General features: G+C 47.6%; 17 protein-coding genes, 3 tRNA genes, 4 rRNA genes, 1 other RNA gene and 1 other annotated feature (1 of these 26 running past the window's edge). Of the genes, 19 read left to right on the plus strand and 6 right to left on the minus strand.

Annotated elements, in window-relative coordinates; all coding sequences use genetic code 11:
* Nucleotides 1-1,676 (plus strand): 23S ribosomal RNA (locus tag NYE38_RS00055) (it extends 1,254 nt beyond the left edge of the window).
* A gap of 50 nt (nt 1,677-1,726) precedes the next feature.
* Nucleotides 1,727-1,842 (plus strand): 5S ribosomal RNA (gene rrf / locus NYE38_RS00060).
* Nucleotides 1,843-1,886: 44 nt separating this feature from the next.
* Here the strand turns inward: rrf and NYE38_RS00065 are convergent.
* Nucleotides 1,887-2,837 (minus strand): YaaC family protein, encoded by a 951-nt coding sequence (locus NYE38_RS00065; RefSeq protein ID WP_025650403.1) that lies wholly within the window; start codon nt 2,835-2,837, stop codon nt 1,887-1,889.
* 120 nt (nt 2,838-2,957) lie between these two features.
* On the opposite strand from NYE38_RS00065, the gene guaB reads away from it, so the two are divergent.
* The 5 genes from guaB (at nt 2,958) to serS (ending at nt 9,199) form a co-directional block, all read left to right on the plus strand.
* The gene (guaB, locus tag NYE38_RS00070; protein ID WP_003150717.1) at nt 2,958-4,424 is read left to right on the plus strand and encodes an IMP dehydrogenase; all 1,467 of its coding nucleotides are present in this window, start codon (nt 2,958-2,960) and stop codon (nt 4,422-4,424) included.
* Nucleotides 4,425-4,576: 152 nt separating this feature from the next.
* Entirely contained in the window at nt 4,577-5,908 is a 1,332-nt protein-coding gene (gene dacA, locus NYE38_RS00075) for a D-alanyl-D-alanine carboxypeptidase (protein ID WP_017419503.1), read from the plus strand.
* Nucleotides 5,909-6,105: 197 nt separating this feature from the next.
* Nucleotides 6,106-6,990, plus strand: coding sequence for a pyridoxal 5'-phosphate synthase lyase subunit PdxS (gene pdxS, locus NYE38_RS00080; RefSeq protein WP_016937306.1), 885 nt, complete (start codon nt 6,106-6,108; stop codon nt 6,988-6,990).
* 21 nt (nt 6,991-7,011) lie between these two features.
* Nucleotides 7,012-7,602 carry a pyridoxal 5'-phosphate synthase glutaminase subunit PdxT gene (pdxT, locus tag NYE38_RS00085; RefSeq protein WP_007615126.1) on the plus strand — a complete coding sequence of 197 codons (591 nt, stop codon included), beginning with the start codon at nt 7,012-7,014 and terminating at the stop codon, nt 7,600-7,602.
* A gap of 52 nt (nt 7,603-7,654) precedes the next feature.
* Nucleotides 7,655-7,867: a binding site (T-box leader), on the plus strand.
* A gap of 54 nt (nt 7,868-7,921) precedes the next feature.
* A complete protein-coding gene (gene serS / locus NYE38_RS00090) occupies nt 7,922-9,199 on the plus strand; it encodes a serine--tRNA ligase (protein ID WP_021494551.1) in 1,278 nt (425 codons plus the stop codon).
* Nucleotides 9,200-9,209: 10 nt separating this feature from the next.
* Here the strand turns inward: serS and NYE38_RS00095 are convergent, their stop codons facing one another.
* The gene (locus NYE38_RS00095) at nt 9,210-10,355 is read right to left on the minus strand and encodes a glycerate kinase (RefSeq protein WP_340801524.1); all 1,146 of its coding nucleotides are present in this window, start codon (nt 10,353-10,355) and stop codon (nt 9,210-9,212) included.
* 217 nt (nt 10,356-10,572) lie between these two features.
* Between NYE38_RS00095 and NYE38_RS00100 the strand changes: the two genes are divergently transcribed.
* Nucleotides 10,573-10,665: transfer RNA gene (locus NYE38_RS00100), tRNA-Ser, on the plus strand.
* Nucleotides 10,666-10,795: 130 nt separating this feature from the next.
* Here the strand turns inward: NYE38_RS00100 and dck are convergent.
* The 4 genes from dck to NYE38_RS00120 all read right to left on the minus strand — a co-directional run bounded on the left by dck (nt 10,796) and on the right by NYE38_RS00120 (nt 14,071).
* Nucleotides 10,796-11,449, minus strand: coding sequence for a deoxyadenosine/deoxycytidine kinase (gene dck, locus NYE38_RS00105; protein ID WP_007615132.1), 654 nt, complete (start codon nt 11,447-11,449; stop codon nt 10,796-10,798).
* On the minus strand, nt 11,446-12,069 hold the full coding sequence (gene dgk, locus NYE38_RS00110; RefSeq protein WP_017419506.1) for a deoxyguanosine kinase: 624 nt from the start codon (nt 12,067-12,069) through the stop codon (nt 11,446-11,448). Before dgk ends, dck begins: the two co-directional genes overlap by 4 nt.
* Before the next feature lie 95 nt (nt 12,070-12,164).
* Nucleotides 12,165-13,448, minus strand: a complete 1,284-nt coding sequence (locus NYE38_RS00115; protein ID WP_032864421.1) for a glycoside hydrolase family 18 protein — start codon at nt 13,446-13,448, stop codon at nt 12,165-12,167.
* 71 nt (nt 13,449-13,519) lie between these two features.
* Nucleotides 13,520-14,071, minus strand: a complete 552-nt coding sequence (locus NYE38_RS00120) for an isochorismatase family cysteine hydrolase (protein ID WP_014416712.1) — start codon at nt 14,069-14,071, stop codon at nt 13,520-13,522.
* An 82-nt stretch (nt 14,072-14,153) separates the two neighbouring features.
* Between NYE38_RS00120 and tadA the strand changes: the two genes are divergently transcribed.
* The 11 genes from tadA (at nt 14,154) to NYE38_RS00175 (ending at nt 23,413) form a co-directional block, all read left to right on the plus strand.
* Nucleotides 14,154-14,636, plus strand: a complete 483-nt coding sequence (tadA, locus tag NYE38_RS00125) for a tRNA adenosine(34) deaminase TadA (protein ID WP_007615141.1) — start codon at nt 14,154-14,156, stop codon at nt 14,634-14,636.
* A gap of 84 nt (nt 14,637-14,720) precedes the next feature.
* Nucleotides 14,721-14,985: signal recognition particle sRNA large type (gene ffs / locus NYE38_RS00130), an RNA gene on the plus strand.
* 133 nt (nt 14,986-15,118) lie between these two features.
* Nucleotides 15,119-16,810, plus strand: coding sequence for a DNA polymerase III subunit gamma/tau (gene dnaX / locus NYE38_RS00135; protein WP_014416713.1), 1,692 nt, complete (start codon nt 15,119-15,121; stop codon nt 16,808-16,810).
* A gap of 24 nt (nt 16,811-16,834) precedes the next feature.
* Nucleotides 16,835-17,158, plus strand: coding sequence for a YbaB/EbfC family nucleoid-associated protein (locus tag NYE38_RS00140; protein WP_003150700.1), 324 nt, complete (start codon nt 16,835-16,837; stop codon nt 17,156-17,158).
* A 14-nt stretch (nt 17,159-17,172) separates the two neighbouring features.
* Nucleotides 17,173-17,769: a recombination protein RecR gene (gene recR, locus NYE38_RS00145; protein WP_003150697.1), complete on the plus strand. Its 597-nt coding sequence runs from the start codon at nt 17,173-17,175 to the stop codon at nt 17,767-17,769.
* Nucleotides 17,770-17,787: 18 nt separating this feature from the next.
* Nucleotides 17,788-18,012, plus strand: coding sequence for a YaaL family protein (locus NYE38_RS00150; RefSeq protein WP_007408755.1), 225 nt, complete (start codon nt 17,788-17,790; stop codon nt 18,010-18,012).
* Between the two features lie 60 nt (nt 18,013-18,072).
* Nucleotides 18,073-18,336: a pro-sigmaK processing inhibitor BofA family protein gene (locus NYE38_RS00155; protein ID WP_003150686.1), complete on the plus strand. Its 264-nt coding sequence runs from the start codon at nt 18,073-18,075 to the stop codon at nt 18,334-18,336.
* A gap of 248 nt (nt 18,337-18,584) precedes the next feature.
* Nucleotides 18,585-20,134, plus strand: a 16S ribosomal RNA gene (locus tag NYE38_RS00160).
* A gap of 100 nt (nt 20,135-20,234) precedes the next feature.
* Nucleotides 20,235-20,311: transfer RNA gene (locus NYE38_RS00165), tRNA-Ile, on the plus strand.
* 14 nt (nt 20,312-20,325) lie between these two features.
* A tRNA-Ala gene (locus NYE38_RS00170) sits at nt 20,326-20,401 on the plus strand.
* 82 nt (nt 20,402-20,483) lie between these two features.
* Nucleotides 20,484-23,413, plus strand: a 23S ribosomal RNA gene (locus NYE38_RS00175).
* The 16S and 23S rRNA genes sit together here with 2 tRNA genes alongside, the layout of an rRNA operon.
* The last annotated feature ends 36 nt before the right edge of the window (nt 23,414-23,449 follow it).

A 23,449-nucleotide genomic window follows, 5' to 3' on the forward strand; every position in this document is an offset into this window, starting at 1 on the left:
AGCAAGACCGGAAGGACTTGTGGAGCGCTTAGAAGTGAGAATGCCGGTATGAGTAGCGAAAGAGGGGTGAGAATCCCCTCCACCGAATGCCTAAGGTTTCCTGAGGAAGGCTCGTCCGCTCAGGGTTAGTCGGGACCTAAGCCGAGGCCGAAAGGCGTAGGCGATGGATAACAGGTTGATATTCCTGTACCACCTCCTCACCATTTGAGCAATGGGGGGACGCAGGAGGATAGGGTAAGCGCGGTATTGGATATCCGCGTCCAAGCAGTTAGGCTGGGAAATAGGCAAATCCGTTTCCCGTGAAGGCTGAGCTGTGATGGCGAGCGAATTATAGTAGCGAAGTTCCTGATTCCACACTGCCAAGAAAAGCCTCTAGCGAGGTGAGAGGTGCCCGTACCGCAAACCGACACAGGTAGGCGAGGAGAGAATCCTAAGGTGATCGAGAGAACTCTCGTTAAGGAACTCGGCAAAATGACCCCGTAACTTCGGGAGAAGGGGTGCTCTGTTAGGGTGCAAGCCCGAGAGAGCCGCAGTGAATAGGCCCAGGCGACTGTTTAGCAAAAACACAGGTCTCTGCGAAGCCGTAAGGCGAAGTATAGGGGCTGACGCCTGCCCGGTGCTGGAAGGTTAAGAGGAGCGCTTAGCGTAAGCGAAGGTGCGAATTGAAGCCCCAGTAAACGGCGGCCGTAACTATAACGGTCCTAAGGTAGCGAAATTCCTTGTCGGGTAAGTTCCGACCCGCACGAAAGGCGCAACGATCTGGGCACTGTCTCAACGAGAGACTCGGTGAAATTATAGTACCTGTGAAGATGCAGGTTACCCGCGACAGGACGGAAAGACCCCGTGGAGCTTTACTGCAGCCTGATATTGAATGTTGGTACAGCTTGTACAGGATAGGTAGGAGCCTTGGAAACCGGAGCGCCAGCTTCGGTGGAGGCATCGGTGGGATACTACCCTGGCTGTATTGACCTTCTAACCCGCCGCCCTTATCGGGCGGGGAGACAGTGTCAGGTGGGCAGTTTGACTGGGGCGGTCGCCTCCTAAAAGGTAACGGAGGCGCCCAAAGGTTCCCTCAGAATGGTTGGAAATCATTCGCAGAGTGTAAAGGCACAAGGGAGCTTGACTGCGAGACCTACAAGTCGAGCAGGGACGAAAGTCGGGCTTAGTGATCCGGTGGTTCCGCATGGAAGGGCCATCGCTCAACGGATAAAAGCTACCCCGGGGATAACAGGCTTATCTCCCCCAAGAGTCCACATCGACGGGGAGGTTTGGCACCTCGATGTCGGCTCATCGCATCCTGGGGCTGTAGTCGGTCCCAAGGGTTGGGCTGTTCGCCCATTAAAGCGGTACGCGAGCTGGGTTCAGAACGTCGTGAGACAGTTCGGTCCCTATCCGTCGCGGGCGCAGGAAATTTGAGAGGAGCTGTCCTTAGTACGAGAGGACCGGGATGGACGCACCGCTGGTGTACCAGTTGTTCTGCCAAGGGCATCGCTGGGTAGCTATGTGCGGACGGGATAAGTGCTGAAAGCATCTAAGCATGAAGCCCCCCTCAAGATGAGATTTCCCATTCCGCAAGGAAGTAAGATCCCTGAAAGATGATCAGGTTGATAGGTCTGAGGTGGAAGTGTGGCGACACATGGAGCTGACAGATACTAATCGATCGAGGACTTAACCAATTTGAATGTATGCTTACTGTTATCTAGTTTTGAGAGAACACTCTCAATGGTTTGGTGGCGATAGCGAAGAGGTCACACCCGTTCCCATGCCGAACACGGAAGTTAAGCTCTTCAGCGCCGATGGTAGTCGGGGGTTTCCCCCTGTGAGAGTAGGACGCCGCCAAGCTATCATTACGGTAAAGGCAGCTCATCATGAGCTGCCTTTTTTGTTTATAAGTATTGCTTCAGGAAATTAGAAACGTAATACGGAAATTTGCGTTCCGTGACCTCTAAGAACCGCCGGATCATCACATAATCATCACTGACATGCTGTGTCAGCAGTTCATACCACCACTCCGTTTCATATCTCGCAATCATTCCGATATTATAGAGAACCAAATAATGAATAATCATTTCCGGAAGATGCAGGAAGTGATCACGCTGAGAGGGAATGTAATATTGATTTTTCTCCAAGTGAAACAATAAATTTGGCGAAGACCAAGGTTCTCTGTCTATCGGCTCAGCCTCAAAAACCAAGTGGTTATGGTCTTTCCTCAGAAAAGACCACTTCAAATGATGGCTGATATATTCAGCAAAGCGGGAATCAGACATATTGTAATGAATCACCGCATGCTCAGGCACTGAAATAAGGTCATCTTTCAGCTCTACTCGGGTCAGCCAATTCTTTTTCTCTTGGAAGTAAAAGACAGTATGCAATTCAGGTATGGCTGTCAGCAATTTCTTCATTGTGTACCGTTCCTCCTCAAGACCAGCTATTCCGAATAAGTGCTTCATTACATGAATACATAAGCCATTGCGCTGCACCTTCACTTCATCATCCCTAAAGGAGTAATTTTGCTTTTTGCGTTTCCGGGCAGTCACGCCATGCGCGAGTACTGAGGCATGGCTTGGGTAGCTTGGATCTGTGGTCAGAAGACAGGCTTTCAGCAATTGTGACATCCCGTAAAACAACAGAATAGGCTTAATTTCTAAAGGGGAAAGAGATGCCTGCTTATAAAAGGACTCGGCGTGTTTGATAAAGAATATGAAGCGCTCACTGTTCTTAAACGCATATCGTTTTGGTTCTTCCATGCCGCTTTCTGTATAGACTTTATTTAGAAATTTCTGGGAAGATTCTACGGAATAAAATAATGATAACTCTTTCCACTCATGATCTCTCATACGTATTTTTAAACCCTTTCCTTTATCTAAATATTTCAACTCTTTTTCGCTTCCTTGACATGCTGTTTTCTAGTTGATAATCTACATATAATATTTTGCCGAAAAGAGGGGGATTTACTAATGTGGGAAAGTAAATTTTCAAAAGAAGGCTTAACGTTCGATGATGTACTGCTCGTACCGGCTCAATCAGACGTACTTCCGCGTGATGTGGATTTATCTGTTGAACTGACAAAGACGTTAAAGCTTAATATTCCTGTCATCAGTGCGGGAATGGATACAGTAACAGAATCAGCTATGGCGATTGCGATGGCCAGACAGGGCGGCTTGGGCATTATCCATAAAAACATGTCCATCGAACAGCAGGCTGAACATGTTGACAAAGTCAAACGTTCTGAACGGGGCGTTATTACAAATCCCTTCTTTTTAACACCTGATCATCAAGTATTCGATGCGGAGCATTTGATGGGTAAATACAGAATTTCCGGTGTTCCGATTGTAGATAATAAAGACGATCAAAAGCTTGTCGGTATCATTACAAACCGTGATCTTCGCTTTATCTCTGATTATTCAATGAAAATCAGTGATGTCATGACAAAAGAAGAGCTGGTTACGGCTCCTGTGGGAACCACATTAGACGAAGCAGAAAAAATCTTACAGAAACATAAAATTGAAAAACTTCCGTTAGTGGATGACCAAAACAAATTAAAAGGTCTTATCACGATCAAAGATATTGAAAAGGTTATCGAATTCCCGAATTCATCTAAAGATGAACACGGACGCCTTATTGTCGGCGCTGCGGTAGGCGTGACAGGCGATACAATGACACGCGTCAGCAAGCTTGTTGAAGCGAATGTCGACGTTATCGTGGTTGATACGGCTCACGGACATTCCAGAGGCGTACTGAACACAGTTGCGAAAATCCGTGAAACATATCCTGAACTGAACATTATCGCAGGAAATGTTGCAACGGCTGAAGCGACAAAAGCTCTGATTGAAGCCGGAGCAAATATTGTCAAAGTGGGAATCGGGCCTGGTTCTATCTGTACGACACGCGTCGTTGCAGGTGTAGGCGTACCGCAGATCACTGCCATTTATGATTGTGCCACTGAAGCGAGAAAACACGGCGCGACAATTATCGCAGACGGCGGTATTAAATTCTCAGGAGATATTACGAAAGCGTTGGCTTCAGGCGGACATGCCGTAATGCTCGGAAGCCTGCTTGCCGGTACTTCAGAAAGCCCGGGAGAGACTGAAATCTATCAAGGCAGAAGATTTAAAGTGTATCGCGGTATGGGTTCTGTCGCTGCCATGGAAAAAGGCAGTAAAGACCGATATTTCCAAGAAGAAAATAAGAAATTCGTCCCTGAAGGTATCGAAGGACGGACTCCGTACAAAGGTCCTGTAGAAGAAACAGTGTATCAGCTTGTCGGCGGTCTTCGTTCAGGTATGGGATATTGCGGTTCAAAAGACTTGCGTGCTTTAAGAGAAGAGGCTCAATTCATCCGTATGACAGGTGCCGGTCTTCGCGAAAGTCATCCGCATGATGTCCAAATTACGAAAGAATCACCAAACTACACAATCTCATAATTGTTACAAATAAAAAACATTTGACAGGGTCGCTGACTCTGTCTATTTTTTTTATATCGAGTGTGATAAAATTTATACTGTTGTGTTTTGAATTTGAATATGTCCTTAACGGCTTAATTATAGATTTAAAATGAATGACGGAGGTCGTAAGATTGAACATCACGAAATGGAAACAGCTGTTGGTGTCATTAGTGGTACTGGCACTGGCCGCAACTTGCTTTGTTCCGATGTCTAAAGCGGAGGCAGCCGGCAATGACCCGATTGATGTCAACGCATCAGCTGCGATAATGATTGAGGCTTCATCGGGAAAAATTTTATACAGTAAAAATGCAGACAAAAGACTGCCGATTGCCAGCATGACAAAAATGATGACTGAATATCTGCTTCTGGAAGCCATTAAAGAAGGAAAAGTGAAATGGGATCAAACGTATACTCCTGATGATTATGTCTATGAAATTTCTCAAGACAACAGTTTATCAAACGTCCCCCTTCGAAAAGACGGCAAATACACGGTTAAAGAACTGTATCAGGCTATGGCGATTTACTCTGCCAACGGAGCCGCGATTGCAGTTGCCGAAATTCTTGCCGGAACTGAAACAAAATTTGTCGCTGAAATGAATGCGAAAGCCAAAGAATTAGGTATGACAAACTATGATTTTAAAAATGCCACAGGGCTTGTGAATGAAGATCTTCACGGCAAACAGCCGCAAGGAGAAGGCGTTAAAGAAGAAAGTGAAGTTTCTGCTAAAGACATGGCGCTTCTTGCAGACCGCCTGATCACTGATTATCCGGAAGTTCTCAAAACAACAAGCATTGCTAAGACGAAATTCAGAGCCGGCACTGATGATGAAATGGACATGCCGAACTGGAACTTCATGTTAAAAGGTCTTGTTTCTGAATACCCTGGCGTTGACGGCTTAAAAACGGGTTCTACTGATTCTGCGGGATCTTGTTTTACAAGCACAGCACAGCGGAACGGAATGCGGGTCATCACCGTTGTATTAAACGCAAAAGGCAACCTGCATACCGGACGTTTTGATGAAACGAAAAAAATGCTCGATTACGCATTTAACAGCAATTTTTCAATGAAAGATCTTTACCCTGAAGGCTCTCAAGTAAAAGGGCATAAAACGATTGACGTTGAAAAAGGGAAAGACAAGCAAGTCGATATTGTTACTGACAAGGCGCTTTCTATTCCTGTGAAAAGCGGGGATGAAAAGAATTATAAAGCCGAAGTGACTTTAGATAAAAAAGAAATCACGGCTCCTGTGAAAAAGGGAACGAAAGTCGGAACGCTGACAGTTACATACAAAGGCAGTGACAAAGACTATGGCTTCCTCAAATCCAAAGAGTTCAGCGTGAATCTTGTAACGAAAAATGATGTAGATAAAGTAAACTGGTTTGTTCAGATGATGCGCGGCATCGGCGGATTCTTCTCCGGTATCTGGAACAGCGCCGTTGACACGGTAACAGGCTGGTTTTAAGAAATAAGAAAGAGCTCTGATGAAAGTTAGGGCTCTTTTGCTTAATATACTGAAAAAACCAAATTATTAGTAAAAAAATGATATCTATCTTATTCATCTCGCTGTAAAATAAGAATACCCATATGAAATATTGTATTTCTGGGATACAATAAGAGATGGAAATTATCTAACTATACATTGACTAGGGGGACCAAATAATGGCTCAAACAGGTACTGATCGTGTAAAACGCGGCATGGCGGAAATGCAAAAAGGCGGCGTCATCATGGACGTTGTAAATGCTGAACAAGCGAAGATTGCGGAAGAGGCGGGAGCTGTTGCTGTAATGGCGTTAGAACGCGTTCCGGCTGATATTCGCGCTGCCGGCGGTGTTGCCCGCATGGCTGATCCGACAATCGTTGAAGAAGTAATGAATGCTGTATCCATTCCCGTAATGGCAAAAGCGCGTATCGGACATATCGTTGAAGCGCGTGTCCTTGAAGCAATGGGGGTAGATTACATCGATGAAAGTGAAGTTCTGACTCCGGCTGACGAAGAATTTCATTTAAATAAAAATGAATATACAGTCCCGTTCGTATGCGGCTGCCGTGATCTCGGCGAAGCAACTCGCCGTATCGCCGAAGGAGCTTCCATGCTTCGTACAAAAGGCGAACCGGGAACAGGAAACATTGTGGAAGCTGTCCGCCATATGAGAAAAGTAAACGCGCAAGTGCGCAAAGTTGCTGCGATGAGCGATGATGAGCTGATGACTGAAGCTAAAAACCTCGGCGCTCCTTATGAACTGCTTCTTCAAATCAAACGTGACGGCAAACTGCCTGTAGTGAACTTTGCTGCCGGCGGAGTAGCGACGCCTGCTGACGCGGCATTGATGATGCAGCTTGGCGCTGACGGCGTATTTGTCGGTTCAGGTATTTTCAAATCAGACAACCCTGCTAAATTCGCCAAAGCAATTGTTGAAGCAACGACTCATTACACAGACTACAAACTGATCGCTGAGCTTTCTAAAGAATTAGGCACAGCAATGAAAGGAATCGAAATCTCAAATCTATTGCCGGAACAGCGTATGCAAGAACGCGGCTGGTAAAACCATAGGAGAGCTGGAAGCATGTTAACAATTGGTGTACTTGGACTTCAAGGAGCAGTAAGAGAACATATTCGTTCAATTGAAGCATGTGGTTCAAAAGGTGTCGTCATTAAGCGTCCTGAACAGCTGAATGACATCGACGGCTTAATCCTGCCGGGCGGGGAAAGCACGACAATGCGGCGTTTAATGGATACGTATCATTTTATGGAGCCGCTTCGCGAGTTTGCCGCCCAAGGCAAGCCGATGTTCGGCACATGCGCCGGTCTGATTATCTTAGCCAAAGAGATAGCGGGAACGGATAACGCTCATTTAGGGCTGTTGAACGTTGTTGTCGAGCGTAATTCCTTTGGCCGTCAGGTCGACAGCTTTGAAGCTGATCTGACGATTAAAGGCCTTGATGAGCCGTTTACGGGTGTATTTATTCGCGCACCGCATATTTTAGAAGCCGGAGAAGATGTTGAAGTGCTTTGTGAGCATAACGGACGCATCGTGGCTGCAAAGCAGGGAAATTTCCTCGGCTGCTCGTTCCATCCTGAACTGACGGATGATCACCGGGTGACAGAGCTGTTTGTGAAGATGGCGGAAAAGCATAAGCAGGAAACCGCTGTATAAAACAGTTGAAAACCGCTGATACTTATAGTACATTATAAACACAAATAAAGATCGAAAAGCGTTGACAGGAAGCAGTAGGGAGCCTCTCTTTCAAAGAGAGCCGATGGGTGGTGCGAATCGGTGAAAGATGCTGTCCGAATCCGTCCTTGAGCGAAATGCTGAAAACAAGTAGGCATTTACGGGAAAACCGTTATGTGTTAAAGCGGGAAGCAAGTGTGAGCTTGTTTTCAATCAGGGTGGCAACGCGAGAGCTCTCGTCCCTTTTAGGGGATGAGGGCTCTTTTTTATTTTCGATAAAAACAGATAGGAGTTGTTAGGCATGATTGATACGAAGGTGCTGAGAGCCAATTTTCAAGAGGTAAAAGCGAAGCTCATTCCAAAAGGCGAAGACTTATCTGACTTTGACAAGTTTGAAGAGCTGGACGAAAAGAGAAGAGAGCTTATCGGTAAAGTAGAAGAACTGAAGGGAAAACGCAATGAAGTGTCTCAGCAGGTCGCCGTTTTGAAACGGGAGAAAAAAGACGCTGATCATATTATTAAAGAGATGCGTGAAGTGGGCGAAGAAATTAAGAAGCTTGATGAAGAGCTTCGTACTGTCGAAACGACGCTCGAAACCATCCTTCTGTCTATTCCGAACATCCCGCACGATTCAGTGCCCGTCGGGGAAACGGAAGATGATAACATTGAAATTCGCAAGTGGGGAGAGGCGCCGGCATTTTCATATGAGCCGAAACCGCATTGGGATATCGCAGACCATTTAAACATTCTTGATTTTGAACGCGCTTCAAAAGTAACAGGCAGCCGGTTTGTGTTTTATAAAGGATTAGGCGCCCGCCTCGAACGCGCGCTCTACAACTTTATGCTGGATCTTCACGTTGATGAATATGATTACACGGAAGTCATTCCTCCTTATATGGTAAACCGTACGAGCATGACAGGTACAGGACAGCTTCCTAAATTTGAAGAGGATGCTTTTAAAATCAGAGAAGAGGATTATTTCTTAATTCCGACGGCGGAAGTGCCGATTACAAATATGCACCGCGATGAAATCTTATCCGGTGAGAACCTGCCGATCAATTATGCCGCATTCAGCGCTTGCTTCCGTTCAGAAGCGGGGTCTGCCGGCCGTGATACACGCGGTTTGATCCGCCAGCATCAGTTCAACAAGGTTGAGCTTGTGAAATTCGTGAAGCCTGAAGATTCTTATGAGGAGCTTGAAAAACTGACAAATCAAGCCGAGCGGGTGCTTCAGCTGCTCGAACTGCCGTATCGTGTCATGAGCATGTGTACCGGTGATCTCGGCTTTACAGCCGCGAAAAAGTACGATATTGAGGTATGGATTCCAAGCCAAGACACATACCGTGAAATTTCTTCTTGCAGTAACTTTGAGGCCTTCCAGGCGAGACGCGCAAACATTCGATTCAGACGCGAAGCGAAAGGCAAGCCGGAGCATGTGCATACATTAAACGGTTCAGGTCTTGCAGTCGGCAGAACAGTAGCTGCCATCTTAGAAAACTATCAGCAAGAGGACGGAAGTGTCATTATTCCGAAAGTGCTTCGTCCTTATCTGGGAAATAAAGAAGTCATCAAACCGTAAAAGGTGCGCCCTAGAGGCGCGCCTTTTTTGCTGCCCGGTATAGAGCGGCGGCATTCAGGGCTGTGCTTTCAAGGTTAAAACGGCCGGATGCTAAGGCGTCTTCAAGACTTACAGCACCCGGCACGATAGAAAATACAGCTGTTATTCCTGCGCTGTAAACATGCTCGAAATTTTTGCCTAAGGAGCCTGCCAATGCGATAACGGGAATTTCTTGAGCAGATGCGCGTGCGGCGATCCCGACGGGGGTTTTGCCGAATATCGTTTGTCCGTCTATCTGCCCCTCTCCGGTAATGACAAGGTCAGCGCCTCTTATCTGATCTGAGAAGGACAGTGTATCTAATACAACATCAATCCCGCTTTGAAGTTCTGCCTGTAAGAAAGCAATCAGTCCGGCGCCCAGTCCCCCTGCGGCACCCGCGCCTTTTACGGTATCCGCTTCGATATCGTGCTGACGTCTCAATACCTCAGCGAAATGGCGTAAGTTGCGATCCAATACAACTTTAGTCTTCTCGGACGCCCCTTTTTGCGGGCCGAAGACATATGACGCGCCGTTTTCACCGGTCAGGGGATTTTCGACATCACATGCGGCGCGAAAACGGATATGTTTCAGATCAGGAGAGAGACCGCTTATATCAATAGAAGCTAAGGTGTGCAGAGCGCCTCCGCCATCAGGTATCTCCTGACCTTCCTCATTTAAGAAACGCACACCGAGCGCGCTCGCCATTCCTGTTCCGCCGTCATTGGTTGCGCTCCCGCCAAGACCGATGATGATCTCACCCGCCCCGCGGGAAGCTGCATCTGCTATCAGTTCACCCGTTCCTCTTGTCGTTGTGTTCAACGGATCTCTGAGATGGCGGGGAACGAGATGAAGTCCCGATGCTTCCGCCATTTCAATGACTGCCGTGCGTCCGTCTCCCAGAAGTCCATATGCGGCGTTTACCGGCGTTCCCAGCGGACCGGTCACAGTTTTTTTGATGATGCTCCCGCCAGTGGCATCCGTCAAAGCCTGAACGGTTCCTTCTCCGCCGTCAGCCGCGGGTATCTTGATATATTCCGCGTCAGGGAAGACCGCTTTGAATCCTTTTTCTATGCTGTCAGCTGCTTCTTTTGATGTCATGCTTTCTTTGAAAGAATCGGGTGCAATGATGATTTTCATTATGTTCTCCACCTTTATGAGCAGGTTATCTGTTTGAAGCTATTCTTGATTTTTACTGTGTTTTCCTGCCCGTATGGCATACTGAGGTTGAATTGAACTCAAGTCTTTTGTATGATAATAAAGCTGACGGACAAGCCGTTTAAGAAATGAAATAAAAAATATGAAAAAGCGCTTGACTGAAATTTAGGTCATGTGGTATATTATTAAATGTCGATACGGAGGAATACCCAAGTCTGGCTGAAGGGATCGGTCTTGAAAACCGACAGGGGTGTCAAAGCCCGCGGGGGTTCGAATCCCTCTTCCTCCGCCATATTGATTTTAAACCTAATGAAACTCGAGCATATATTGGAGATTGTTTTGTCCGCTGCATGTGATGCAGCGGATTTTTTATATGCAAAAAAAGCGATTTTCTCTGTTCGGGGAAAATCGCTTTATTATTTTTATTTGTTTCTGTTTTCGTTGATCACGTGACTGATTTTTTCGATCAAAGGTTCCAGTGACTGTTCATCAGCTTCAAGGTCATAATCTTCAATGCGTACTTTCAGCACAGGGCAGGCGTTAAAACCGCTGATCCAGTCTTCGTACCGTGTATACATCTCTTCCCAATAGGAGCGGTTTGTCTGCAGCTCCATCTCGCGGCCCCGCTTTTCAATCCGGTTTATAATGTTTTCAAGGTCGCCTTCTAAATAGATCAAAACATCAGGATGCGGGAAGTACGGCGTCATGACCATCGCCTCAAATAGGCTTGTGTATGTTGTGTAATCTGTCAGCGACATGGTTCCTTTATCGGCATGCATTTTTGCGAATATGCCTGTATCTTCATAAATCGAACGGTCCTGCACGAATCCGCCGCCTGATTCAAACATATTTTTCTGCTCTTTGAACCGCTCAGCCAGAAAATAAATTTGCAAATGGAAGCTCCAGCGTTCAAAATCGTGATAAAACTTCTCTAAATAAGGATTTTCATCCACTTCTTCGAGTGAGGTATGAAACCCGAGCCGTTTTGCTAAAGCTTTGGTCAAAGTCGATTTTCCGACTCCTACTGTTCCCGCTACTGTTATAATGGCGTTGTTTGGAATATGAATGTCTTTCATTTAATAAGCTCCTTTACCTGACGGGCAATTCTTTCATAGTCTGTCTTATTCAAAACAAAGTCTTCAGTATCACCGTCAATGGTCAGTACAGATATATTCGGATCTTCTTCCTGAAGCTGTCTGATGGCTGTGTCGTAATCTGCAATGAGACGTTCCAGATATTGATGTTCGATATTTTTCTCAAATGGGCGCCCGCGTTTTTCAATGCGTTGAAGCAATGTCGGCAGGCTTGCCTTTATGTATACAATAACATTCGGTTTCGGCAGGTCGTGAGTGAGCAGATGATAAATCTGCTTATATTTCTCAAGCTTTTGGCCGTGCAATGTACGCTCTGCGAAAATAACATTTTTATAAATATGATAATCGGACAAAACGGGCTGTCCTTGTTTTAAATAATCTCGATCGGTGTCTTCAAGCTGTTTATACCTGTGACATAGAAAAAACATTTCAAGCTGGAAACTCCACTCCTCGATATTGTCATAAAACTTATCGAGATAAGGATTGTCTTCCACAATCTCATTAATCATAGGAAAACCGAGCTCTTCAGAAAGCATCGTAGCGAGTGTCGTTTTTCCTGCCCCGATAGGACCTTCTACCGCGATAAAAGGGGCTCTGTTCATTGAAAATCCTCCTTAATTCTGCAAACATCCGTCAGCTGCCGGCCTTTATATTGTATCACACTCTCAGAAAAGCCCATGAAAAAAGACGCTTCCAATTAACGAAACGTCTCTTTTACAATATGAAATTGATCGCCGAGCAAAAGCCAGTTTTGCGGGAAAGAAAGGCCGAGTTTCCAATAGCTGATCCCTCTTAAATGCAGTTCTTTAATTAAATTGAATTTTGCTTGAATGGATCGTGCGTCTTCAAACCATACTTCATGCCGTCTCTGATTTTCATCCGTGTAATGAAAGAATGGAGCCTGGGCGGTTTCATCATATTGAATGTCAACTTTATGGCGTGCTGCCAGAGCGATTGCCTGCTGAGGACTGACGGCTTTCGCTGTCGTTCCCTGTTTGAAAGGCAGTGTCCAATCATAGCCGTACATATTCTGGCCCATGACGATTTTTGAAGAAGGCATTTCCGTCAGCGCGTACTCAATGACATTTCTTACAGGGCCGATAGGTGATACGGCCTGAGCCGGGCCTCCGCTGTATCCCCACTCATATGTCATGATCACGACAAAATCGACGATTTCTCCATGTGCCCTATAGTCATGTGCTTCGTACCATTTGCCGGCCTGAGTCGCGCTCGTTTTCGGAGCAAGCGCCGTTGAAATCTTCCAGCCTTCCCGATGAAAAATCGTCCTCGCTTCACGTAAAAAACGATTGTAGGCTTCTCTGTCCTGTGGACGTAAATATTCGAAATCAAAGTGAATATCGCGAAAGCCGTGCTTTTTAGCCGTGGAGACGATTTCCTGAAAAAGTTTTGTTTTCACTGTATTGTCATTCAAGATGAGCCGCCCGAGTTCATCGCTGAATGCGTCATTTTCAAGGTTGGTGATGATCATCATCAGTGCGGTGTTGTGCCTGTCACTGATGCTTTTTAAATTGGTCAGAGGCGGTTCCTTTAAAGTCCCGTTCCGCTGCACTTGAAAACTGAATGCGCCGAGGTATGTTAAATAAGGAGAGGCCTCCCTTGCCGCCTGCTGCAGATTAGCGCTTACGCTCGTTCCCCGCGGTTCTATATATGCGTTTGATTCGATATCGGGCTTATTCGCCTGCTGCGGAATGTAAAGGCGGGTTCCGACTCTCAATGTGGTGCCGGGCTGAATTCCGTTCACCCTCGCAAGCTCCGCGGCCGATATATGAAAACGGCCGGCGATTGACGCGAGAGTATCACCTTGTTTCACTTCGTAATATTGACCCTCAATCGGGATGACAAGGGTTTGTCCGACAACCAATGTATTCGGATTAGGCAGTTTATTTGCTTCCGCAATGACATTTGCGGCTGTCCGGTAGCGCGCCGCAATAGCGGAAAGCGTGTCGCCCCGTTTCACTATATAGATCTGAATGAAAAACGCCTCCTTTCATATCCGCTATTAAATGTATGAAAAAAGGAGGCTGATCATGTTTATTTTTCGGCGGTAATTTGTTTTTCCGTGGTTATTTCCGCGAAGAGAACATTCTCCATCATGGTCAAAGCGAAATCATTGTCTTCGTCGTTATTGGAAGCGGTGCAGTCTTTCGGAATGGTAATGCTGTATTCTCTCATATAAGCGTCGTTGGCCGTGAACAGCACACAAATGTTCCCGGCAATCCCCGTGATGATTAATCGGTTCACTTGTAATTCGGTCAGAAGGGTGTGAAGCGCCGTTTCGTAAAAAGCGGAATGCTTCGGTTTAATGAGAAAATAATCATCCGGCTGAGGCGAAATATCTTTTATAATGGGGGCGCTTCTGTCGTTGCTGCATTCCTCCCTGATGGCATCAATATCAGCCTTCCAAAGCCCGTAATGATCATTAATATAAATAATCGGCCAGTTGCTTTGTTTTGCATGCTTCTTTAATGATAAAATACGGGGGACAATTTGTTTGGTTTTTTCAGCAAGTCGTTCGCCCATATCAAATTGAAAATTGTTAATCATATCGACAATCAGAAGGGCTGTGTTGTTAGGTTCAGACAATACCGGCAACTCCTTTCTGCTGGGGTATTCCTATTTTAACCTTTATGAGACATGAAAAAACTTGAGAAGAGAGCTCGAACCTATGAATGATGAATATTATATGAGAGAAGCCATAAAAGAAGCGAAGAAAGCCGAAGCGAAAGGTGAAGTGCCGATCGGAGCAGTTCTTGTTCTGCACGATGAGATCGTGGCGCGGGCGCATAATCTGCGGGAGACTGAACAGAGGTCGCTTGCCCACGCCGAAATGCTGGCGATAGACGAAGCGTGCCGTAAGCTGGGGACATGGAGACTTGAGGATGCCGTTCTTTATGTCACTTTGGAGCCGTGTCCGATGTGCGCGGGAGCCGTCGTGCTTTCGAGAGTCGATAAGGTCGTATTCGGCGCATTTGATCCCAAGGGGGGCTGTACAGGAACGCTGATGAACCTCTTGCAGGAAGAGCGGTTCAACCACCAAGCGGAAGTGGTGAGCGGAGTGCTCGGAGAAGAGTGCGGAGAAATGCTCAGCGCTTTTTTCAGAAAGCTGCGCCGGCAAAAGAAAGACATGAGGAAAAAGTTGTCTGAGTAGTACGGTTGCATTTTCTGCCTGAAGCAGATATACTTATGTGTGCATCATGAATGGTGCGCATATCAAAATTTGATATTTATTTTGCCGTGCTAAGCGGGGAGGTAGCGGTGCCCTGTACCCGCAATCCGCTCTAGCGGGGCCGAATCCCTTCTCGAGGTTCGTTTACTGTAAGGTCTGCCTTAAGTAAGTGGCGTTGACGTCTGGGTCCTGCGCAATGGGAATTCATGAACCATGTCAGGTCCGGAAGGAAGCAGCATTAAGTGAAACCTCTCATGTGCCGCAGGGTTGCCTGGGCTGAGCTAACTGCTTAAGTAACGCTTAGGGTAGCGAATCGACAGAAGGTGCACGGTAAATCAATCATCAAATTTCAGACTCACCTGTTTATGGCAGGTGAGTTTTTTCGTATATGAAAAACGGGTTTTGGCGTTAAAAGCACGTTCATGTATAATAAACATGATGAATAACAGAGGAGGGCGCATCCTGTGGGTTACCAAGCTTTATATCGAGTATTTAGGCCTCAGCAGTTTGAAGATGTGGTCGGACAGGAACACATTACGAAAACGCTGCAAAATGCCCTTTTGCAAAAGAAATTTTCTCATGCATATCTGTTTTCTGGGCCGCGGGGAACGGGAAAAACCAGTGCAGCTAAAATATTTGCGAAAGCAGTCAACTGTGAGCACGCCCCCGTAGAAGAACCGTGCAATGAATGTGCGGCGTGCAAGGGGATCACAAACGGCTCTATATCAGATGTGATTGAAATAGATGCGGCGTCGAATAACGGCGTAGACGAAATCCGCGACATCCGTGACAAAGTAAAATTCGCCCCGTCGGCCGTCACCTACAAAGTATATATTATAGATGAGGTGCATATGCTCTCTATCGGCGCATTCAATGCGCTTCTGAAAACGCTGGAAGAACCGCCGGCACATTGCATTTTCATATTAGCTACGACTGAGCCTCATAAGATTCCTTTAACCATTATCTCCAGGTGTCAGCGTTTTGACTTCAAAAGGATTACATCCAAAGCAATTGTCGGACGAATGAAGACAATCGTCGATGCAGAGCAGCTGAAGGTGGAAGAAGGAGCCCTTGATATCATAGCGAGTGCTGCGGACGGAGGAATGAGGGACGCGCTGAGCCTGCTCGATCAAGCCGTATCATTCAGCGGCGGGGAGCTGTCGGTGGATGACGCATTGCTCATTACCGGAGCCGTTTCTCAGCACTATATTGGAAAACTGGCATCTGCTCTTCACCGCAAACAGGTTTCTGAGGCATTGGAAACACTGAATGAATTGCTCCAGCAGGGGAAAGATGCGGCCAAACTGATTGAAGATATGATTTTCTATTTCAGGGATATGCTCTTGTACCAGGCCGCTCCCGGTTTAGAAGGAGTCCTGGAGAAGGTGAAGGTCGATGAAACGTTCCGGAATCTGAGCGGTGATATACCGGCCCCCGCTTTATATGAGATGATTGATATCCTGAATAAAAGCCATCAGGAAATGAAGTGGACGAACCACCCAAGAATCTTTTTTGAAGTGGCTGTCGTGAAAATATGCCAGACGGCACAGCAATCCGCCGGAGACATCCCTGAGGTCGGCATGCTGATGAATAAGATCCAGCAGCTTGAGCAGGAAGTAGAAAGGCTGAAAACCTCCGGTGTGAAGGTTCAGATGGAAAGCGCTCCGAAAGAAGCTCCGCGTCCTCAAAAAGGCGGAAAAAGCCATTATAAAGCCCCGGTCGGAAGAATTCATGAGATATTGAAGGAAGCCACAAGACCTGATCTTGAACAGCTTAAAAGCAGCTGGGGCAAGCTGCTGGCACACCTGAAACAGCAGAATAAGGTGTCTCATGCGGCTCTTTTGAATGACAGTGAACCGGTGGCTGCAGCTCAAAAGGCATTTGTGCTTAAATTTAAATACGAAATCCATTGTAAAATGGTTGCAGAAGACAATAACGGAGTCCGTACGAATCTTGAACAGATTCTCGAATCAATGCTCGGGAAAAGAATGGATTTGATTGGCGTTCCGGAAGCACAATGGGGTAAAATAAGAGAAGAATTTTTAAATGATCACCAGCAGGAAAGTGAAGGATCAAACGAACCGGCTGAAGAAGATCCGCTGATTGCAGAGGCGAAAAAACTTGTCGGAGCGGATTTAATCGAAATAAAAGACTAATAAGATGAAAGAGAGTGATTGAATATGCGTGGCGGAATGGGAAACATGCAAAAAATGATGAAACAAATGCAAAAAATGCAAAAGGATATGGCGAAGGCTCAGGAGGAGCTTGCTGAAAAAGTGCTCGAAGGCACAGCGGGCGGCGGTATGGTGACTGTAAAAGTCAACGGCCAAAAAGAAGTTGTAGACGTTGCCATTAAAGAAGAAGTCGTTGATCCGGAAGATATCGAAATGCTTCAGGACCTGGTTCTTGCTGCGACAAACGACGCCCTCAAAAAAGTGGATGACATGACGAATGAGACAATGGGACAATTTACAAAAGGAATGAACATACCGGGTTTATTCTAGGGGGATAAATAAACATGCAGTATCCTGAACCAATATCAAAGCTGATTGACAGCTTTATGAAATTGCCAGGGATCGGACCGAAAACAGCGGTTCGTCTGGCTTTTTTTGTTCTAGGTATGAAAGAAGACACAGTATTGGATTTTGCTAAGGCGCTTGTCAATGCGAAGCGGAATCTGACATATTGCTCGATTTGCGGACATATAACAGATCAGGACCCTTGTTATATATGTGAGGACACAAGAAGGGATAAGTCTGTTATTTGTGTCGTGCAGGACCCTAAGGATGTGATCGCAATGGAGAAAATGAAGGAATATAACGGCCAGTATCATGTTCTTCACGGCGCGATTTCACCAATGGACGGCATCGGCCCGGAGGATATTAAGATTCCGGAGCTGCTGAAACGTCTTCAGGATGATCAAGTGACAGAAGTTATTCTCGCAACCAACCCTAATATTGAAGGGGAAGCAACAGCGATGTATATATCAAGGCTGTTAAAGCCCTCAGGCATCAAGCTCTCCCGTATTGCCCACGGTCTGCCCGTCGGCGGTGATTTGGAATATGCTGATGAGGTCACTCTTTCAAAAGCTCTTGAAGGAAGACGTGAATTGTAAGGGAGGAAAAGGCAAGGCATGGGTTTTCTTCGCAGAAATACATTAAGAAAAGAGTTTGATGAGAAGCTGATAGAACAGCTCTTTAAACAAAAAGAAGAATGGAACAGACAGAAGAGTCTGGTCGAGAAAAGTCTCGAGCCCTCCGCTGAGGTGTTGTTTGAGCTGAAAGTCGCTGAATCTAAGTACTTTTTTTATTTGAAAGAAGCGAAGCAGCGGAATTTGAAAATGAGCAGATGGAAGTAAGAGGTCTATTCTCCGGGATCTTCTCATAAGCTTGTACTAAACAAGCGAGGGGGAAGATTCATGGAGCCTTTTTTCATTATCGGTTTGATTGTCGGTCTGGTTGCTTTGCTTTTTTTATGGGGAGTATCTTCAAAACCGCTAAGATGGATTGGTGTGACTGCGATTAAGTTTATTGCCGGTGCGATTCTGCTGGTGGGTGTGAACTTGTTCGGGGGCAGTCTCGGTATTCATATCCCTGTTAACCTGATTACAACGGGCATCAGCGGGATTCTGGGGATTCCCGGCATCGCGGCTTTGATAGTCATTAAACGCTTCATCATTTAATTTGTCGATTATTGTTGACATGTTAGATCAAGGGTGGTATTCTAATATACGTCGCTGATGACGAAACGAATTTTTGAAAAAGAAATTTTAAAAAGTTGTTGACGGAACTAACACCGATGTGTTAAGATAATTAAGTCGCTTCAAGAGCGACGAACAAAGTTCTTTGAAAACTAAACAAGACAAAACGTACCTGTTAATTCAAAGTTTTAAATAAATCGCACAGCGATGTGCGTAGTCAGTCAAACACTTTATCGGAGAGTTTGATCCTGGCTCAGGACGAACGCTGGCGGCGTGCCTAATACATGCAAGTCGAGCGGACAGATGGGAGCTTGCTCCCTGATGTTAGCGGCGGACGGGTGAGTAACACGTGGGTAACCTGCCTGTAAGACTGGGATAACTCCGGGAAACCGGGGCTAATACCGGATGGTTGTTTGAACCGCATGGTTCAGACATAAAAGGTGGCTTCGGCTACCACTTACAGATGGACCCGCGGCGCATTAGCTAGTTGGTGAGGTAACGGCTCACCAAGGCGACGATGCGTAGCCGACCTGAGAGGGTGATCGGCCACACTGGGACTGAGACACGGCCCAGACTCCTACGGGAGGCAGCAGTAGGGAATCTTCCGCAATGGACGAAAGTCTGACGGAGCAACGCCGCGTGAGTGATGAAGGTTTTCGGATCGTAAAGCTCTGTTGTTAGGGAAGAACAAGTGCCGTTCAAATAGGGCGGCACCTTGACGGTACCTAACCAGAAAGCCACGGCTAACTACGTGCCAGCAGCCGCGGTAATACGTAGGTGGCAAGCGTTGTCCGGAATTATTGGGCGTAAAGGGCTCGCAGGCGGTTTCTTAAGTCTGATGTGAAAGCCCCCGGCTCAACCGGGGAGGGTCATTGGAAACTGGGGAACTTGAGTGCAGAAGAGGAGAGTGGAATTCCACGTGTAGCGGTGAAATGCGTAGAGATGTGGAGGAACACCAGTGGCGAAGGCGACTCTCTGGTCTGTAACTGACGCTGAGGAGCGAAAGCGTGGGGAGCGAACAGGATTAGATACCCTGGTAGTCCACGCCGTAAACGATGAGTGCTAAGTGTTAGGGGGTTTCCGCCCCTTAGTGCTGCAGCTAACGCATTAAGCACTCCGCCTGGGGAGTACGGTCGCAAGACTGAAACTCAAAGGAATTGACGGGGGCCCGCACAAGCGGTGGAGCATGTGGTTTAATTCGAAGCAACGCGAAGAACCTTACCAGGTCTTGACATCCTCTGACAATCCTAGAGATAGGACGTCCCCTTCGGGGGCAGAGTGACAGGTGGTGCATGGTTGTCGTCAGCTCGTGTCGTGAGATGTTGGGTTAAGTCCCGCAACGAGCGCAACCCTTGATCTTAGTTGCCAGCATTCAGTTGGGCACTCTAAGGTGACTGCCGGTGACAAACCGGAGGAAGGTGGGGATGACGTCAAATCATCATGCCCCTTATGACCTGGGCTACACACGTGCTACAATGGACAGAACAAAGGGCAGCGAAACCGCGAGGTTAAGCCAATCCCACAAATCTGTTCTCAGTTCGGATCGCAGTCTGCAACTCGACTGCGTGAAGCTGGAATCGCTAGTAATCGCGGATCAGCATGCCGCGGTGAATACGTTCCCGGGCCTTGTACACACCGCCCGTCACACCACGAGAGTTTGTAACACCCGAAGTCGGTGAGGTAACCTTTTAGGAGCCAGCCGCCGAAGGTGGGACAGATGATTGGGGTGAAGTCGTAACAAGGTAGCCGTATCGGAAGGTGCGGCTGGATCACCTCCTTTCTAAGGATTTTAACGGAATATAAGACCTTGGGTCTTATAAACAGAACGTTCCCTGTCTTGTTTAGTTTTGAAGGAACTTTGATTCTTTCATATGGTAGATGGGCCTGTAGCTCAGCTGGTTAGAGCGCACGCCTGATAAGCGTGAGGTCGGTGGTTCGAGTCCACTCAGGCCCACCATCTTTACCCAATACGGGGCCTTAGCTCAGCTGGGAGAGCGCCTGCTTTGCACGCAGGAGGTCAGCGGTTCGATCCCGCTAGGCTCCACCAACGTGTTCTTTGAAAACTAGATAACAGAAGTAATTCACATTCAATTAGTAATGCAAGATATCACGTAGTGATTCTTTTTAACGGTTAAGTTAGAAAGGGCGCACGGTGGATGCCTTGGCACTAGGAGCCGATGAAGGACGGGACGAACACCGATATGCTTCGGGGAGCTGTAAGCAAGCTTTGATCCGGAGATTTCCGAATGGGGAAACCCACCACTCGTAATGGAGTGGTATCCATATCTGAATACATAGGATATGAGAAGGCAGACCCGGGGAACTGAAACATCTAAGTACCCGGAGGAAGAGAAAGCAAATGCGATTCCCTGAGTAGCGGCGAGCGAAACGGGACCAGCCCAAACCAAGAGGCTTGCCTCTTGGGGTTGTAGGACACTCTGTACGGAGTTACAAAGGAACGAGGTAGATGAAGAGGTCTGGAAAGGCCCGCCATAGGAGGTAACAGCCCTGTAGTCAAAACTTCGTTCTCTCCTGAGTGGATCCTGAGTACGGCGGAACACGTGAAATTCCGTCGGAATCCGGGAGGACCATCTCCCAAGGCTAAATACTCCCTAGTGACCGATAGTGAACCAGTACCGTGAGGGAAAGGTGAAAAGCACCCCGGAAGGGGAGTGAAAGAGATCCTGAAACCGTGTGCCTACAAGTAGTCAGAGCCCGTTAACGGGTGATGGCGTGCCTTTTGTAGAATGAACCGGCGAGTTACGATCCCGTGCAAGGTTAAGCAGAAGATGCGGAGCCGCAGCGAAAGCGAGTCTGAATAGGGCGAATTGAGTACGTGGTCGTAGACCCGAAACCAGGTGATCTACCCATGTCCAGGGTGAAGTTCAGGTAACACTGAATGGAGGCCCGAACCCACGCACGTTGAAAAGTGCGGGGATGAGGTGTGGGTAGGGGTGAAATGCCAATCGAACCTGGAGATAGCTGGTTCTCTCCGAAATAGCTTTAGGGCTAGCCTCAAGGTAAGAGTCTCGGAGGTAGAGCACTGATTGGACTAGGGGCCCCTACCGGGTTACCGAATTCAGTCAAACTCCGAATGCCGATGACTTATCCTTGGGAGTCAGACTGCGAGTGATAAGATCCGTAGTCGAAAGGGAAACAGCCCAGACCGCCAGCTAAGGTCCCAAAGTATACGTTAAGTGGAAAAGGATGTGGAGTTGCTTAGACAACCAGGATGTTGGCTTAGAAGCAGCCACCATTTAAAGAGTGCGTAATAGCTCACTGGTCGAGTGACTCTGCGCCGAAAATGTACCGGGGCTAAACGTATCACCGAAGCTGCGGACTGTTCTTCGAACAGTGGTAGGAGAGCGTTCTAAGGGCTGTGAAGCAAGACCGGAAGGACTTGTGGAGCGCTTAGAAGTGAGAATGCCGGTATGAGTAGCGAAAGAGGGGTGAGAATCCCCTCCACCGAATGCCTAAGGTTTCCTGAGGAAGGCTCGTCCGCTCAGGGTTAGTCGGGACCTAAGCCGAGGCCGAAAGGCGTAGGCGATGGATAACAGGTTGATATTCCTGTACCACCTCCTCACCATTTGAGCAATGGGGGGACGCAGGAGGATAGGGTAAGCGCGGTATTGGATATCCGCGTCCAAGCAGTTAGGCTGGGAAATAGGCAAATCCGTTTCCCGTGAAGGCTGAGCTGTGATGGCGAGCGAATTATAGTAGCGAAGTTCCTGATTCCACACTGCCAAGAAAAGCCTCTAGCGAGGTGAGAGGTGCCCGTACCGCAAACCGACACAGGTAGGCGAGGAGAGAATCCTAAGGTGATCGAGAGAACTCTCGTTAAGGAACTCGGCAAAATGACCCCGTAACTTCGGGAGAAGGGGTGCTCTGTTAGGGTGCAAGCCCGAGAGAGCCGCAGTGAATAGGCCCAGGCGACTGTTTAGCAAAAACACAGGTCTCTGCGAAGCCGTAAGGCGAAGTATAGGGGCTGACGCCTGCCCGGTGCTGGAAGGTTAAGAGGAGCGCTTAGCGTAAGCGAAGGTGCGAATTGAAGCCCCAGTAAACGGCGGCCGTAACTATAACGGTCCTAAGGTAGCGAAATTCCTTGTCGGGTAAGTTCCGACCCGCACGAAAGGCGCAACGATCTGGGCACTGTCTCAACGAGAGACTCGGTGAAATTATAGTACCTGTGAAGATGCAGGTTACCCGCGACAGGACGGAAAGACCCCGTGGAGCTTTACTGCAGCCTGATATTGAATGTTGGTACAGCTTGTACAGGATAGGTAGGAGCCTTGGAAACCGGAGCGCCAGCTTCGGTGGAGGCATCGGTGGGATACTACCCTGGCTGTATTGACCTTCTAACCCGCCGCCCTTATCGGGCGGGGAGACAGTGTCAGGTGGGCAGTTTGACTGGGGCGGTCGCCTCCTAAAAGGTAACGGAGGCGCCCAAAGGTTCCCTCAGAATGGTTGGAAATCATTCGCAGAGTGTAAAGGCACAAGGGAGCTTGACTGCGAGACCTACAAGTCGAGCAGGGACGAAAGTCGGGCTTAGTGATCCGGTGGTTCCGCATGGAAGGGCCATCGCTCAACGGATAAAAGCTACCCCGGGGATAACAGGCTTATCTCCCCCAAGAGTCCACATCGACGGGGAGGTTTGGCACCTCGATGTCGGCTCATCGCATCCTGGGGCTGTAGTCGGTCCCAAGGGTTGGGCTGTTCGCCCATTAAAGCGGTACGCGAGCTGGGTTCAGAACGTCGTGAGACAGTTCGGTCCCTATCCGTCGCGGGCGCAGGAAATTTGAGAGGAGCTGTCCTTAGTACGAGAGGACCGGGATGGACGCACCGCTGGTGTACCAGTTGTTCTGCCAAGGGCATCGCTGGGTAGCTATGTGCGGACGGGATAAGTGCTGAAAGCATCTAAGCATGAAGCCCCCCTCAAGATGAGATTTCCCATTCCGCAAGGAAGTAAGATCCCTGAAAGATGATCAGGTTGATAGGTCTGAGGTGGAAGTGTGGCGACACATGGAGCTGACAGATACTAATCGATCGAGGACTTAACCAATTTGAATGTATGCTTACTGTTATCTAGTTTTGAGAG

It is taken from the genome of Bacillus sp. EU63, assembly GCF_038592915.1.
Taxonomy (GTDB): Bacteria; Bacillota; Bacilli; order Bacillales; family Bacillaceae; genus Bacillus; species Bacillus velezensis.

What these genes read in the sequence shown, in the direction of transcription:
- serS (WP_021494551.1), top strand. Translation starts at nt 7,922, where the DNA reads ATGATTGATACGAAGGTGCTGAGAGCCAATTTTCAAGAGGTAAAAGCG.
- dck (WP_007615132.1), bottom strand. Translation starts at nt 11,449, where the DNA reads ATGAAAGACATTCATATTCCAAACAACGCCATTATAACAGTAGCGGGA.
- NYE38_RS00150 (WP_007408755.1), top strand. Translation starts at nt 17,788, where the DNA reads ATGGGTTTTCTTCGCAGAAATACATTAAGAAAAGAGTTTGATGAGAAG.
- NYE38_RS00155 (WP_003150686.1), top strand. Translation starts at nt 18,073, where the DNA reads ATGGAGCCTTTTTTCATTATCGGTTTGATTGTCGGTCTGGTTGCTTTG.
- dgk (WP_017419506.1), bottom strand. Translation starts at nt 12,069, where the DNA reads ATGAACAGAGCCCCTTTTATCGCGGTAGAAGGTCCTATCGGGGCAGGA.
- NYE38_RS00065 (WP_025650403.1), bottom strand. Translation starts at nt 2,837, where the DNA reads ATGAGAGATCATGAGTGGAAAGAGTTATCATTATTTTATTCCGTAGAA.
- pdxT (WP_007615126.1), top strand. Translation starts at nt 7,012, where the DNA reads ATGTTAACAATTGGTGTACTTGGACTTCAAGGAGCAGTAAGAGAACAT.
- guaB (WP_003150717.1), top strand. Translation starts at nt 2,958, where the DNA reads ATGTGGGAAAGTAAATTTTCAAAAGAAGGCTTAACGTTCGATGATGTA.
- recR (WP_003150697.1), top strand. Translation starts at nt 17,173, where the DNA reads ATGCAGTATCCTGAACCAATATCAAAGCTGATTGACAGCTTTATGAAA.
- pdxS (WP_016937306.1), top strand. Translation starts at nt 6,106, where the DNA reads ATGGCTCAAACAGGTACTGATCGTGTAAAACGCGGCATGGCGGAAATG.
- NYE38_RS00140 (WP_003150700.1), top strand. Translation starts at nt 16,835, where the DNA reads ATGCGTGGCGGAATGGGAAACATGCAAAAAATGATGAAACAAATGCAA.
- tadA (WP_007615141.1), top strand. Translation starts at nt 14,154, where the DNA reads ATGAATGATGAATATTATATGAGAGAAGCCATAAAAGAAGCGAAGAAA.
- NYE38_RS00095 (WP_340801524.1), bottom strand. Translation starts at nt 10,355, where the DNA reads ATGAAAATCATCATTGCACCCGATTCTTTCAAAGAAAGCATGACATCA.